This window comes from Bacillus sp. M5A3_1b, assembly GCF_053345335.1.
Genome location: NZ_JBKEZY010000003.1, coordinates 439,326 through 453,517, shown reverse-complemented (window position 1 = coordinate 453,517; position 14,192 = coordinate 439,326). Strand labels below are relative to the sequence as shown.

15 protein-coding genes are annotated in these 14,192 nt (G+C 37.3%); 10 read left to right on the top strand and 5 right to left on the bottom strand.

Annotated features, from left to right (window positions below; all coding sequences use genetic code 11):
- Positions 1–4 precede the first annotated feature (4 nt).
- Together ACLBWW_RS11950 and ACLBWW_RS11945 are read right to left on the bottom strand one after the other, a co-directional pair.
- A complete protein-coding gene (locus ACLBWW_RS11950; protein ID WP_447614049.1) occupies positions 5–2,056 on the bottom strand; it encodes a transglycosylase domain-containing protein in 2,052 nt (683 codons plus the stop codon).
- 102 nt (positions 2,057–2,158) lie between these two features.
- Entirely contained in the window at positions 2,159–2,884 is a 726-nt protein-coding gene (locus ACLBWW_RS11945) for a glycerophosphodiester phosphodiesterase (RefSeq protein ID WP_001039758.1), read from the bottom strand.
- 152 nt (positions 2,885–3,036) lie between these two features.
- On the opposite strand from ACLBWW_RS11945, the gene ACLBWW_RS11940 reads away from it, so the two are divergent.
- The 4 genes from ACLBWW_RS11940 (at position 3,037) to speB (ending at position 6,715) form a co-directional block, all read left to right on the top strand.
- Entirely contained in the window at positions 3,037–3,444 is a 408-nt protein-coding gene (locus tag ACLBWW_RS11940) for a MerR family transcriptional regulator (protein WP_000276564.1), read from the top strand.
- 5 nt (positions 3,445–3,449) lie between these two features.
- Positions 3,450–4,613 (top strand): MFS transporter, encoded by a 1,164-nt coding sequence (locus tag ACLBWW_RS11935; protein ID WP_048542738.1) that lies wholly within the window; start codon positions 3,450–3,452, stop codon positions 4,611–4,613.
- Between the two features lie 186 nt (positions 4,614–4,799).
- On the top strand, positions 4,800–5,627 hold the full coding sequence (gene speE, locus ACLBWW_RS11930) for a polyamine aminopropyltransferase (protein ID WP_000424696.1): 828 nt from the start codon (positions 4,800–4,802) through the stop codon (positions 5,625–5,627).
- A 215-nt stretch (positions 5,628–5,842) separates the two neighbouring features.
- Positions 5,843–6,715: an agmatinase gene (speB, locus tag ACLBWW_RS11925; RefSeq protein ID WP_001209823.1), complete on the top strand. Its 873-nt coding sequence runs from the start codon at positions 5,843–5,845 to the stop codon at positions 6,713–6,715.
- A gap of 262 nt (positions 6,716–6,977) precedes the next feature.
- Here the strand turns inward: speB and ACLBWW_RS11920 are convergent, their stop codons facing one another.
- Entirely contained in the window at positions 6,978–8,015 is a 1,038-nt protein-coding gene (locus tag ACLBWW_RS11920) for a PTS sugar transporter subunit IIC (protein WP_000996323.1), read from the bottom strand.
- A gap of 234 nt (positions 8,016–8,249) precedes the next feature.
- On the opposite strand from ACLBWW_RS11920, the gene ACLBWW_RS11915 reads away from it, so the two are divergent.
- A complete protein-coding gene (locus ACLBWW_RS11915; RefSeq protein WP_000779928.1) occupies positions 8,250–8,612 on the top strand; it encodes a YxeA family protein in 363 nt (120 codons plus the stop codon).
- A gap of 25 nt (positions 8,613–8,637) precedes the next feature.
- Here the strand turns inward: ACLBWW_RS11915 and ACLBWW_RS11910 are convergent, their stop codons facing one another.
- Positions 8,638–9,624, bottom strand: coding sequence for a S66 family peptidase (locus tag ACLBWW_RS11910; protein WP_048542737.1), 987 nt, complete (start codon positions 9,622–9,624; stop codon positions 8,638–8,640).
- A gap of 202 nt (positions 9,625–9,826) precedes the next feature.
- On the opposite strand from ACLBWW_RS11910, the gene ACLBWW_RS11905 reads away from it, so the two are divergent.
- The 5 genes from ACLBWW_RS11905 to ACLBWW_RS11885 all read left to right on the top strand — a co-directional run bounded on the left by ACLBWW_RS11905 (position 9,827) and on the right by ACLBWW_RS11885 (position 13,615).
- On the top strand, positions 9,827–10,264 hold the full coding sequence (locus ACLBWW_RS11905; protein WP_000414868.1) for a DUF1934 domain-containing protein: 438 nt from the start codon (positions 9,827–9,829) through the stop codon (positions 10,262–10,264).
- Entirely contained in the window at positions 10,264–11,934 is a 1,671-nt protein-coding gene (gene argS / locus ACLBWW_RS11900; RefSeq protein WP_001086443.1) for an arginine--tRNA ligase, read from the top strand. Before ACLBWW_RS11905 ends, argS begins: the two co-directional genes overlap by 1 nt.
- Positions 11,935–12,131: 197 nt before the next feature.
- On the top strand, positions 12,132–12,659 hold the full coding sequence (locus ACLBWW_RS11895; protein ID WP_048542736.1) for an RNA polymerase sigma factor: 528 nt from the start codon (positions 12,132–12,134) through the stop codon (positions 12,657–12,659).
- Positions 12,646–12,960, top strand: a complete 315-nt coding sequence (locus ACLBWW_RS11890; RefSeq protein WP_000133818.1) for a hypothetical protein — start codon at positions 12,646–12,648, stop codon at positions 12,958–12,960. Before ACLBWW_RS11895 ends, ACLBWW_RS11890 begins: the two co-directional genes overlap by 14 nt.
- A complete protein-coding gene (locus tag ACLBWW_RS11885; RefSeq protein WP_447614048.1) occupies positions 12,944–13,615 on the top strand; it encodes an anti-sigma factor in 672 nt (223 codons plus the stop codon). The genes ACLBWW_RS11890 and ACLBWW_RS11885 overlap by 17 nt, the downstream gene beginning before the upstream one ends.
- Positions 13,616–13,792: 177 nt before the next feature.
- Here the strand turns inward: ACLBWW_RS11885 and ACLBWW_RS11880 are convergent, their stop codons facing one another.
- Positions 13,793–14,167 carry a hypothetical protein gene (locus tag ACLBWW_RS11880; RefSeq protein ID WP_000738236.1) on the bottom strand — a complete coding sequence of 125 codons (375 nt, stop codon included), beginning with the start codon at positions 14,165–14,167 and terminating at the stop codon, positions 13,793–13,795.
- Between the last annotated feature and the right edge of the window lie 25 nt (positions 14,168–14,192).

The following is a 14,192-nucleotide window of genomic DNA, read 5'->3' as shown; positions in this document are numbered from 1 at the left end:
TTTTTTACCAAGGAAGATATTTTTTCCACCAACTTGTTTTCTTCTTTTCGTCAGTTGTCTTTTCAAATTCCTCTTTGTCATCGACATGATCCATACAATATTCAGTTGGTTCTGTACCTTTTGCGAAATACATTTTAACTGAAATGGGACAATTTTTTGTAGCGATTTTTCCGTTTTCAGGGTTAATATCGACTGCAACGACGTCATTTGGTTGTTTAAACTCTTTTTTAGGTTGTCCATCTAAGCCTTTTTCCATCGTATCGGTCCATATTTTTTTCGCATATCCCTGTTCGGCTACATTTGAAATTGATTTAGGTTGATCGTATCCAACCCATACACCAGTTACAATTTGCGGAGTAAATCCAATCATCCAACTATCCGTTTCAGTAGAACCAGACTTTCCAGCATATGTTCTTGATAGCTTTGATAACATCGATTGACCAGTTACAGCAGCATAACTGCTTAGTTTTTTATTAAACATACCCGTCATCATTTCTTCCATCACAAATGCTTTGCTTTTATCAAGAACTTGCTTACTCTCCAAATGAGCATCGTATAACATATTTCCTTCATGGTCCATAATGCGGCGAATAAACATTGGTTTTACTTCTTTTCCACCGTTTGCGAACATGCTATAAGCGTTAACCATTTCAATTGGTTTTACAGGAGATGTACCGAGAGCGAGAGACGGAACATCTTTTAATGCGGTAGTAATACCGAATTGCTTCGCTGTTTTTGTAAGAATGTCTTCGCCTAAAAATAAATTGGTCTTCACGGCATATACGTTATCAGAGACCGCAAGAGCTTGCGCCATTGTTACAAAATCGTCTGCATAATAGTCTTTATAGTTTTTCGGTTTATACTTTGAAACACCGTCACCTAAAGTGAACACAGTGTATTCGCTTTTTAAGCGCGTAGCAGGGGTGAATCCTCGTTCTAATGCCGCGTAATACAGGAATGGCTTAAACGTAGATCCAGGCTGTCGAGCGGCCTGTGTAGCCCTGTTAAATTGACTCGTATTATAATCAGTTCCACCAACAAGGGCAGCTACTTCACCTGTTTTTGGATTCATAGAGACGAGCGCAGTTTGTATGTTTGTTGTGTCAGGTATGTGATCTTTTACAGCTTGATCTGCAACAGATTGTAATTTAGGGTCTAGTGTTGTATAAATACGCAGGCCACCCTTTTGTAAGGCTTGTTCATCTAATCCGATATCACGAAGAAGAGAAGCTTGTACAGCATCTTGGAAATAAGGTGCAATCTCTGCCACTTTTTTTGTATCTAATGAGGCAAAAGTTAGTGGCTCTTTTTTTGCTGACGTTGCTTGTTTCTTCGTAATGTAACCTTGTTCTACCATTTCGTCTAATATGAGAGATTGTCGTCCTTTCGCACGATCCTCTTTTAAAAAGGGAGAGTAGACACTAGGTCCTTTCGGGATACCTGCGAGCATACTAGCTTCCGCTAATGTTAATTCTTTTGCTGTTTTATCGAAATATAGACGAGATGCAGCTTCGATTCCGTAAGCACCATGCCCGTAATAAATTGTATTTAAATATCCTTCTAAAATATGATTTTTATTATAGTTCACTTCAAGGCGGATTGTGTACATTGCTTCTAATAGTTTACGTTTCCACGTTTTATCATGATCTAAGTATAGGTTACGAGCATACTGTTGTGTAATCGTACTAGCACCTTGGACTTTTGCCATCGCTTTTAAATCGGCAACAATAGCACCAGCAATACGTTTCATATCAAAGCCATGATGCTTGTAGAATCGTTGATCTTCGATAGATAGTGTCGCCTCTTTTACATAAGGAGAGATTTCATTGAGAGATACATTGTAACGTTTTTGCATTTCATTACTTTGTCCGATAACAGTGTCATCATTAGCGTAAAAGACACTTGTTTGCGGGACAGCAACAGGGGGAGGTCCCATAATTTTTGCAACTATAATAATAACAAAAAAGGAAAAAACGAAAAAAAGAACAGAAGAAAACATTACGGTGAAGAAAAGACGTTTATATTTTTTAAGTTTCGGATTCATAGTTTGATCCATCTTTTTCAGCCCCTCAATACTAATACAAACATTATTGTATTAGTATTGAGGGTTTTCGGTTATTTTAAACAATGAAATTTCGAAAACAAAAAGCTCCTTTAATTAAGAAAGGAGCTCAAAGGCACGCGCTGGCCAATCGGTAATAATGACATCTACGCCGTAGTCAATCATAGTTTGTAAATCTTTGTATTCGTTAATTGTATAAGGGCGGAAAGCGTACCCTTGATTTTGTGCAAATTGGACAAATTCTTTTGTTAATAATTGAAAGTTTGGGTGTAAACCAGTTGCGTTTCTATTTTTTGCTTCAGCAATAGGATCAGCAAGTGGTGTGTCATATAAAATTGCTCTCGGGATTTCAGGAGCTATTTCTGCTAATAATGAAACAGAGTCGTGGTTAAATGACGAGAATACAATTTGATTAGATAGATGATATTCACGAACGAGAGCGATAGCTTTTTCTTCAATAGTTGGATAGTGGATAACATCTGTCTTCAACTCAATGTTGAGCTGTAAATTTGTCGTAGATAACCAAATGAATACTTCGCGTAACGTTGGAATTTTTGCTTCATGGAAAGAAGGGTCTTTATGGCTACCGGCATCTAAAGCTTGTAATTCCGCTACCGTTTTTTCAGAAACAAGACCTATGCCATTTGTTGTGCGATCTACTGTTTCATCGTGAATCACGACAAGTTCACCATCTTTTGATAGGTGGACATCAAGCTCAATTCCGTGGGCACCAATGCGTTCTGCTTCTTGGAAAGCAATCATCGTATTTTCTGGATGTGTTCCTTTTACCCCGCGGTGGGCGAAAATAAGAGGTTTATTCATACGGAAATCTCCTTATCGTTTCTTTTCTTTCATTATGAAACTGCTTTTGGAAAAATACAATTGAATGGGATAAACATTTACAAAAGTCTAACAGTTGCACAAAAGTTAACGTTAACGTAAAATGTAATAATCAAGTGAAGGGAGGAATAAACATGTATAAAATTGATGAAGTCACAAAGCAAGTTGGTTTAACAAAACGTACACTTCGTTATTATGAGGAAATTGGCTTAATTCATCCCCCTGAACGTAGTGAGGGGAACATTCGCCTGTATACAGACGAGGACATCGCCAGAATTAAAAGGATTGTAGAAGCGAAAGAAGTGTTAGGAATTACGCTTCAAGAAATGCAACATTTCTTATCGTTAAAAGAAAGAATGGAGCAAAGAAGAAATAGTGAGAATCCTCGTGACCGCGAAGTGATTCAAGAAATTAAAGAGATGCTTGAAAAACAAGTGCAAACGCTAGACGAGAAAATGGAGCAAATGCAGCGTGTAAAGGCGGAACTCGAAGATAGCCTACATCGTGCAGCGACATTTTTAGAGAGTACAAAAGGAGAATGATCAAAATGGAGAGCAAACAAAAATTAGGGAGATTGATTACAGTGGTGGCTACCTTCCTTGCCTTTTCGGGTATAGGGGTAGTCGACCCAATCTTACCAAGTATTGCTGAGCAAATTGGTGCATCGCATTGGCAAGTAGAGATGTTATTTACAGCATATATTTTAACGATGGCAATTATGATGTTACCAGCTGGAATATTCGCATCAAGATTTGGTGATAAACGAATGATGACGATCGGTCTTGCGATTGTAACTGTATTTGCGTTTATATGCGGTATATCGCAAACGATTGCCCAATTATCTATTTTCCGCGCGGGGTGGGGATTAGGAAATGCGATGTTCTTCGCAACGGCGATGACATTATTGATTGCATTAAGTAAAGAAGTTCATGAAGCAGTAGGACTATATGAAGCAGCTATCGGTTTAGGGATGGCAGGCGGACCGTTATTAGGCGGGATATTAGGTGGACATTCTTGGCGTTACCCATTTTTTGCGACGAGTATTTTAATTTTCTTAGCATTTATTTTAGTTTTCTTTTTTGTAAAAGAACCGGAGCGAAAAGTGAAACGTAAAGCGGCAGGCGTAGGGGAATTACTTAACCTGGTGAAATATAAACCGTTTATGCAAGGTGCGATTTCAGGAATGTTATACTACTACGGATTTTTCGTTGTGCTAGCATATTCACCACTTATTATGCATTTATCTGCTATTCAATTAGGGTTTGTATTTTGCGGATGGGGATTAGCGTTAGCTTACGGTTCTGCAATTTTGGCCCATAAGCTAGAAGGGAAATATGAACCGAAAGCATTGTTGAAAGGTAGTTTACTCGTATTTGCGCTTTTCTTAATCGCACTATTCTTCGTGAAAGTTATGTGGTTACAAATTGTATTAATTGTTCTATCGGGATTAGCATCTGGATTAAATAATGCATTATTTACAAGTTATGTAATGGATATTTCACCTTATGAAAGATCTGTTACATCAGGTGTTTATAACTTCGTTCGTTGGTTAGGTGGCGCAATTGCTCCAATCTTATCAGGAATCATTGGCCACACTGTTTCACCGCAAAGTCCGTTTTTAGTCGGTGGAATTGTTGTGTCAGTCGGTTGTGTAATGATTTTAATTCCGGTTCGAAAGCCGGTAGAAATAGAGACAAAAGCCCTTTCTTAAGAAAGGGTTTTCTTTCCTATTACAGAGCAATCCCTTTTCGTACATATGTTAGAACCCTCTGACTAAAATATATTTTCGGTATTTTTGTACTTTTAACTATACTTTTTGGATGTTTTGTTTTATTTTTGTTAGGGGACATTAATGATGTCCCTATTATAAATTTGCATTGAAAGGCGTGATTGTACGATGGAACTATGGTTCACTGAAAAACAAACAAAACATTTTGGGATTACGGCGCGTATTAACCGCACATTACATACGGAGCAAACAGAATTCCAAAAACTTGATATGGTTGAAACGGAAGAGTTCGGAAACATGCTTATTTTAGATGGCATGGTTATGACAACAGAAAAAGATGAGTTCGTTTATCATGAAATGGTAGCGCACGTACCTTTATTTACACATCCAAACCCTGAAAACGTATTAGTTGTAGGTGGTGGCGATGGCGGTGTTATTCGTGAAGTATTAAAACACCCAAGCGTAAAGAAAGCAACTCTTGTTGAAATCGATGGAAAAGTAATTGAGTACTCTAAACAATACTTACCATCAATTGCAGGCGCACTAGATAATGAGCGCGTAGAAGTAAAAGTAGGAGACGGTTTCCTACACATCGCAGAAAGCGAAAATGAATATGACGTAATTATGGTAGATTCTACTGAGCCAGTAGGACCAGCAGTAAACCTATTTACAAAAGGCTTCTACGCTGGAATCTCTAAAGCATTAAAAGAAGATGGTATTTTCGTTGCACAAACGGACAACCCTTGGTTCACACCAGAACTAATTACAACTGTGTTTAAAGACGTAAAGGAGATCTTCCCAATTACTCGTTTATACACAGCGAATATTCCAACTTACCCAAGTGGTCTTTGGACGTTCACAATTGGATCTAAAAAACATGATCCATTAGAAGTGAGTGAAGAGCGTTTCCACGAAATTGAAACGAAATACTACACAAAAGAATTACACAATGCAGCATTCGCATTACCGAAATTTGTTGGCGATTTAATTAAGTAAGAGCGTTAAATTGAAATAAATAAAGTGTAAGTGACTCATTTAAGGTGTTTGTCTAGAAGGCTTGAACATGCTAGTTACTTACACTGCTACAAATGAAGTAGTCTTCTTGTAAGAAGAAGGCACAGGTAAATCGAGAAAGAGGAGTTATAGGCTCCAAATTTGAGAAATAATGAAAGGTTGGGATACCTTAAGTTCCACACAAGGAGGAAAAGAGTATGCGTTTTGATGAAGCTTATTCAGGTAAAGTATTTATTAAAAGTCATCCAAGTTTTGAAGAGTCAGAGGCAGTTATTTACGGGATGCCAATGGATTGGACAGTAAGCTACCGTCCAGGTTCTCGTTTTGGCCCTGCACGTATTCGTGAAGTGTCAATCGGTCTTGAAGAATATAGCCCATATTTAGATCGTGAACTAGAAGAGGTAAAATATTTTGATGCGGGTGATATTCCATTACCATTTGGAAATCCACAGCGTAGCATAGACATGATTGAAGAGTATGTATCAAAACTTTTAGATGCCGATAAGTTTCCACTAGGTCTCGGCGGTGAGCACTTAGTGTCTTGGCCAATTTTTAAGGCAATGGCAAAAAAATATCCGGATTTAGCAATCATCCATATGGATGCCCATACTGATTTACGTGAATCGTATGAAGGGGAGCCTTTATCCCACTCTACACCTATTCGTAAAGTGTGCGATTTAATTGGTCCGGAAAACGTATATTCTTTCGGTATTCGTTCTGGAATGAAGGAAGAATTCGAATGGGCAAAAGAAGTAGGTATGAACTTATATAAATTTGACGTATTAGAACCGTTAAAAGAAGTATTACCGAAACTTGCAGGACGCCCAGTTTATGTCACAATCGACATTGACGTATTAGACCCAGCTCACGCTCCAGGAACAGGAACGTTAGAAGCTGGAGGTATCACATCTAAAGAATTATTAGATTCCATCGTGGCAATTGCAAATTCAAATATAAATGTAGTTGGAGCAGACTTAGTAGAAGTAGCTCCTGTCTACGACCATAGTGATCAAACACCAGTCGCAGCAAGCAAATTCGTGCGGGAAATGCTGCTCGGTTGGGTGAAGTAAAAGCGGAGATTCTAGCTGCTGTAGCTAGATAAAATAAAAGCCTCCTATATGAATAGGGGGCTCTTATTTTGTGTTATGTGTCGGTAAGTCGATATATTAAAAAAATCGCCGATATAATTCGAGTTACGGTCGATATATTAAAAAAATCGCTGATATAATTCGAGTTACGCCGATATATTTGAAAAATCGCTAATATAATTTCATTTACCGTCAGACGACAAGAAAAAGAGCTATTCTCAAACAATGAGAATAGCTCTTTTTCTTATGCAACTTTTTCTTCCGAAGTAATGCCGCGAATTTCATCAGCAGAACGAATTGGATATTTGCGGAATACGATTGATCCGATGTATCCAACAATAGTGGTAACGATTCCACATAATACAGCAGCAATTGTTACTTTTACAACGTCATTAAATCCGAATAAGACAAGAAGCCCTGGAATTGGTGATGCTGTTCCTGGCGCATTATTAACGAGCTGGAACAGAGATGTAATAATACCAGCAAGGGCACCGCCAACGAAGTTTGTCGCATAAATTGGAATTGGATTTGCTGAAACAACATCGGCTTGTGTTAAAGGCTCGATTGCTACAGCGATTGTGTCTTTCTTTGAACAAATTTTTAGTCGTTTAAAGAAAATAAAGTTCATTGGGGCTGAGGCTGCTACGGCAAGACTACCAATTGCCATTGGTAAACCTGTTAATCCTAGCATTGCAGTTAGTGCCATAGAACTTAATGGAGAGGTAGAAATAACTGTTATTAATCCACCAAGCATAATACCCATAATGATAGGACTTTCTGTAGTTGCAACTGAAATCATAGAACCGATTTTACCGAGCGTTGCGTTCACGAGCGGATCCATAAGCATGGCCATTCCGCGTGAGATTGGTGCGGCAATAAATAAAATTGCTAAAAACTCTACACCAGCCGGTAATTTCTTTTCGAGAAATTTCACGACGAAAGCGCAAACGTATCCAGCGAAAAATCCTGGTAAAATACCGAATCCGCTAGTAGCGATACCGATTAAAACAGCATATACGGGTGAAACACCGATTGCTAGTGCGACTAAAATTGCCGCTGCGACACCGCTCATACTACCAGAAGCTTCTCCTACTGATTGTAAAAAGTCATTATGAAACATCTCTCCACCGATATAACGGTGAAATGCTTCAATAAGAAAACTTGCGATTGCTGCATTAGCTAAAGCACCCATTGCTTTCATTCCGTAAGGAGCACGGTAACTAAAAAGTGTAAATAGACAAAGTACAACAAGTAATAGTGCTAAACCTTGCAAGATAGCCATTTGAAAACTGTCTCCTTTGATTTTTGTAATAAAAATTTGTATCATTCAATAATAATATAAAAGTTCATGAAACGGAAAAATTTTTTATTGGGAAATTGCTATAAGTTGAAAAACCCTTACAATAATGTAAGGAAAGTGTAAGACTTTTCAATAGAGTATAGTATGCCTTTTTCCGTATAATACAGGTATAGACATAAGATTAGTGAGAAAGAAGTGCAAACAGGAGGCGCATGTATGAAATTGGTAATTAAAGTTTTAGCTGTATTCGCCATTATTTTAGGTGGAACAGCGTACTATTTAAACACGAAAACAGAAGGTGTGCATGCTTTTGTAGACAACTTCTTTTCAAATAAAGAAATACAAGATTATTATGCGGTTATAAATAAAGGTGAGAAAAAAGACGGTGAATACTTGTATACATTTAAAGGGTATACAGAAGACGGAAAGTTACAAGTTGTGAAAAGAATGATGAACCGTGAATTGCATACGGGGGCGTTTATAAAAATTTATGCAAAAGGTATGCAAGGAAAAGGATGGGCTGAAATCCCAAAAGAATCAATTCCGCAAAAAGCGTTGGAAAAAATAGAAAAACCGTAAAAGGAGCGAATCGTTCGCTCCTTTTTTAGTGCGTTAAAATGGTGATAGCTGAATTCTCTTTATTAGAAAAGATTTTTGCACGTCCACCAATTGGGAAAGTGAAAATCGGGGTTGTATGCCCGAAACTTGCATTTGCAATGATAGGTATGTGTGTAAGTTCAGGCTTTGAAGCAATCATTTCTTGAATGTCTTCTATCGTACATTCTGCACCTTTTTGCATCTTTCCTATAACGATGCCTTTTACATGTTCAAAGTCAGGTTGCTGCATAAGAGAATGTAAATAACGATCAAAAGTGTTAAGGGTAGCTTTTCCAGTTAAACTATCCTCCTCAAGAAATAATATTTTCCCCTGTAAGTTTGGCATATATGGTGTACCTTGTAGTAAATTCAATGTGCTCATATTACCACCGATAATCTCTCCAGTTGCTTCGCCTTCATGAATCGAAATATAACCTTCATTTGTAATGAATTCTCGATTTTCCTGATCTATATACCAAGAATCATCGCTCCACGTTTCAGATGGCAGGACTTCAATGGGCTTATTAGAAGTTAAGCATTGTAAAAAGTAATCAGTCGTATATTCGAGACCTTTCTCCATTCCAAATGAAGAGAAATGGGGTCCTGAATATGTAATAAGTCCTGTTTTTGTGTAAATTGCATTATTTAAAGCGGTAATATCAGAATAGCCACAGAAAAATTTCGAGTTTTCTCGAATTAAATCATAATCGAGATGTTTCAATAAACCATTAGAGTTGTATCCGCCAAGTGTTGTCAAAATGGCTTTTACATTAGGGTCTCTAAATGCTTCATGAAGATCTTGAACACGTGAAGAAATAGAAGAGGAAGCAAAGCGATCTATCTCATCAGCATATGTTGAGAATGTAACTTGAAAGCCCATGTCAGTTAATCTTTTTACAGCAAGCTTTCTGTTTTCAGTTGAGACAATACTTAAGCTACAAGATGGTGAAATAACTCTAATTTCATCACCCTTTTTTAATTTTGTCGGTAGCATATAACTCACCTCTTCGAATGAAAGAATATTTAGATTTAAAAAATATTTTATCATATGAAATAAAGTGAAAGTGAATTATTTTTTGAAATGGAGTTTTCCTGATTTTTCAGCAGACAGACAGAGGTTTTTTTTGATATGATAGGAAAAGTGATTTATTATAAGTAGTATTTAATATCTATAACATTTGAAAGGTGTGCAAGACGTGGAGAAACAACTTGCAGGCTTGCCGGTACACGTTCATTTCGTAACAGAAATCCGTGAAGGGGCGAGGAAGGAAACCGTTGCTTTTGAAGCAAATGGTCAATACTATGTAAAAGGTCAAGGTACATATGTAACATTCCAAGAGCCGAACGAACAGGGCGAAGTGAAAACAATTATTAAAATTCAAGATGAACAAGTTCTCATTATGCGTTCAGGTGCTGTTTCAATGCGTCAAACGCATGTGAAAGGTGAATGGACAACTGGTACGTATACGAGTGAACTTGGTACGTTTGCATTGCAAACGAAAACTGATAACGTTCTTTTTAAATGGTCGGATGAAAAGAAAAAGGGACAACTCTTCTTAACGTACGCATTGCTTCTAAGTGAACAAGAAGCTGGCAGATATACAATTACACTTAATTTGAAGGAGGCAAAATAATGAATTCTTTAGAACAAGTAAAAGGATTGATTAAAGAAGAAATTCAAGCTGCTGTATTAAAGGCAGAATTAGCGACAGAAGAACAGATTCCAAACGTTGTATTAGAATCTCCAAAAGATAAAACAAATGGTGACTTCTCTACAAATATGGCAATGCAACTTGCACGCGTTGCGAAAAAAGCACCTCGTATGATTGCAGAAGAATTAGTTGCAAACTTCGATAAAGCAAAAGCTTCTATTGAAAAAATTGAAATCGCAGGACCTGGTTTCATTAACTTCTACATGGATAATAGCTACTTAACAGACTTAATCCCAACAATCGTTAACGCTGGCGAAGCTTACGGTGAAACGAATACTGGTAAAGGTGAAAAAGTACAAATTGAGTTCGTATCTGCGAACCCAACAGGTGACCTTCACTTAGGACATGCACGTGGTGCGGCAGTAGGTGACACTTTATGTAACGTATTAGCAAAAGCAGGATACGATGTATCTCGTGAGTACTACATTAATGACGCTGGTAACCAAATTCATAACTTAGCTCTTTCTGTTGAAGCTCGTTACATGCAAGCTTTAGGCCTAGAGAAAGAAATGCCAGAAGACGGATACCATGGTGCGGACATCATTGGAATCGGTAAGCGTTTAGCTGAAGAGTTTGGCGATCGTTATGCAAAAGCTGATGCTGAAGAAAGCTATGAGTTCTATCGTTCATACGGTTTAAAATATGAGTTAGCAAAACTTCAAAAAGACTTAGAAAGCTTCCGTGTTAAGTTTGATGTATGGTTCTCAGAAACATCATTATACAAAAACGGAAAAATCGATGCTGCACTTGCAGTATTAAAAGAGCGTGACGAGATCTTTGAAGAAGGCGGTGCAACTTGGTTCCGTTCTATGACTTACGGTGACGACAAAAACCGTGTATTAATTAAAAACGACGGTTCTTACACATACTTAACGCCAGATATCGCTTACCATCGTGATAAATTAGAGCGTGGTTTCGATAAGTTAATCAACATTTGGGGTGCTGACCACCACGGTTACATTCCTCGTATGAAAGCTGCTATTCAAGCGCTAGGTTACGATAAAGAAACACTTGAAGTAGAAATCATCCAAATGGTACAACTGTACCAAAATGGTGAAAAAATGAAGATGAGTAAGCGTACAGGTAAAGCAGTTACACTTCGTGAGCTTATGGAAGAAGTAGGCGTGGACGCAATGCGTTACTTCTTCGCAATGCGTAGCGGTGATTCTCATTTAGACTTTGATATGGACTTAGCTGTATCAAAATCTAATGAAAACCCAGTATACTATGCACAGTATGCTCATGCTCGCGTATGCAGTATCCTTCGTCAAGGTGAAGAGTTAGGACTAGCTGCAGGTGGAGATGTGAACTACAAACTTGTTACTTCTGAGAAAGAAGTAGAGTTACTGAAAAAACTTGGTGAATTCCCAGCTGTAGTTGCGGATGCAGCGCAAAAACGTTTGCCACACCGCATTACAAGCTACGCATTTGAATTAGCAGCAGCATTACACAGCTTCTACAATGCAGAAAAAGTATTAAACCAAGATAACTTAGAATTAAGTAAAGCTCGCTATGAGTTAATGAAAGCAGTACGCACTACACTTCAAAACTCATTAGCAATCGTAGGAGTATCTGCACCAGAAAAAATGTAATAAAAAAAAGCGGAAGCGGCTCGTTCAGAATAGGAAGGCGCGAAGCCACCGAGTATTCTAACCGATTTTTCGTTTTCAGTAAAAGGCAATCACACGATGTTGTGATTGCCTTTTTGTATGGAGATAATAAAAAAATAAAATTTTATCAAACAAAAGGAGAATTTGCGTCGTCTTATATAAATGACAGGAGGTTTCCGATGGAAGAAAAGGCAGAAGAATTAATTGATATATATAAGCAGCAAATATATTCCTTATGCTATAAATTAGCAAAAACGAAAGAAGATGCAGAAGATATTTTTCAAGAGACTTGGATAAAAGTTTTTTCCTCTCGGCACCAGCTTTCTTGCGTGGAAAATTATAAAAAATGGATTACTACAATTTGTGTTCGTGCGTTTTATGACTTTTATCGTAAGAAGAAAAGGTGGAAAGATCGCGTATTGGATTTGTTTCATAAAGATGATGGTGGAGAAATCGATTTCGCAGATGAAGTGAATATATCAGAAGAATTTATTCAAAAAGTGGAAGCGGAAATGATACGGGAAGTTATACAGCTATTGAATGAAAAATATAAAACCGTGCTCGTACTCTACTATTATGAACAATACTCTTATAAAGAAATGAGCGAAATATTAAATATACCGATTGGTACGGTGAAATACCGCCTTAATTATGCGAAGAAGCAAATGCGGGAACATTTGGAGGGGTTCGTTTATGACGGAAGATAAGTTTGATCAGAAGATAAGGAGCAGCTTAGCTGAAGACATGATTCCAAGCGAAGAGCTGATAAATAATACGAAACAGAGCGTACGAAATGCTCGAAAATTAGAGAAGAGATGGGTTATTTGTATTCATGCGATTTGGATTATTTTATTAACAATTGTTATGGAGCAGTTTGTCACTCATTTGAATCATAAAGTCCCTATGTTGATAGCAAGTGTGATTATGATGCATCTATACGTTCCTATATATGTTGTCATACAGTCATTTTTAAAGAAGGAGTATAAATTACATGATAGAGTTCGCTAATCCATTTGTAGTATTTGAGATAGCTGGGATTGCAATGCATTTAACTTTTATAGCACTTTTAGTATGTGTAGCATCATGGGTGTATACAGATGCGAAAACGAGTGGGATAAGTAAGTGGTGGAGTGTTATAGCGATTGTATTTCCATTTTTTATTGGAGTTTTGTTATATATGATACGAAGAAGTAACAAGAAAATAGAAGGAGAACATACGATGAGGGCTATGAAAAAACAAAAGATAACATTAGTTGTCATATTTGCAAGTGCGATGTTTGTATTACTGAGCGGCTTTGCTTTCGTCCAAACGTTAGATGATATGTGGAGAGCTGGTGATATATATTTAGAAAATGAGAAGCAAGGGGAGACCAGTTATGAGGCAAAATTCTCATCATGGGATATTGCTGGGAAAGATATTGAACTTGAGTATGAAAAAGATACAGAAGTAACATTTTTTTATGAGACAGATGCAAAACGTGGGAATTTATGCTTTAGCTTGTATGAAAGACAAGGAAAAGGTATAAGAGAGTTAAAAGAGATCTGTGAATCGAAAAAAGGTACTTTCAAAGCTACCTTAAAGGCAAATGAAAAGTATGTATTTAATATAAGTGGTGTATTGGTGAAAGATGGTTTTGTAAAAGTGAATTGGGAAATAAAATAAAGGGCCTTGAGAAAGGCCCTTTATTTTATCCCGCTTTAATGGGCAGTAAGACCCCCACCTCAAAATTCAGCGAAAGCAAAGAATTTAGGTGGGGGTCGGGCTGCTCATAAAAGTCCGATTGGTTCAACTAATAATCAGTGGTGGATGAAGAAAACCCCCACTGATTAAAGTTTCACTTTATTGGATTGTATACGTAACGGAAAAGCTAACAGGACTATAGTAAACGAAAGGTGCATGAAATTGAACATACATATTTCCATCTGTTTTTGCAGTGAAAATTCGGCCGTAACCATCAGAATAGCGCCCAATAAGGTTATGACTTGAGTCATAAACACTGTAACTAGGAGTTTTACTGTTAGGTTGAATTGTTAGTTCCTGTCCTTTTTGAAGGAAAATAGGTTCTTGTTCAGAACTACTTCCAGTTTGTAAAGAATAAAATTTTGTAAAACTTTGTTCTTGAGTGGCAGCAGCGACTTTTGTTTCAGGAATAAAAGCGGTAGCGCCAGTAATTCCTGCTAAAGTTAAAGCACTGGCTAAAATCATTTTTTTCATAGTAGAAAAAACCTCCTTATTAGTT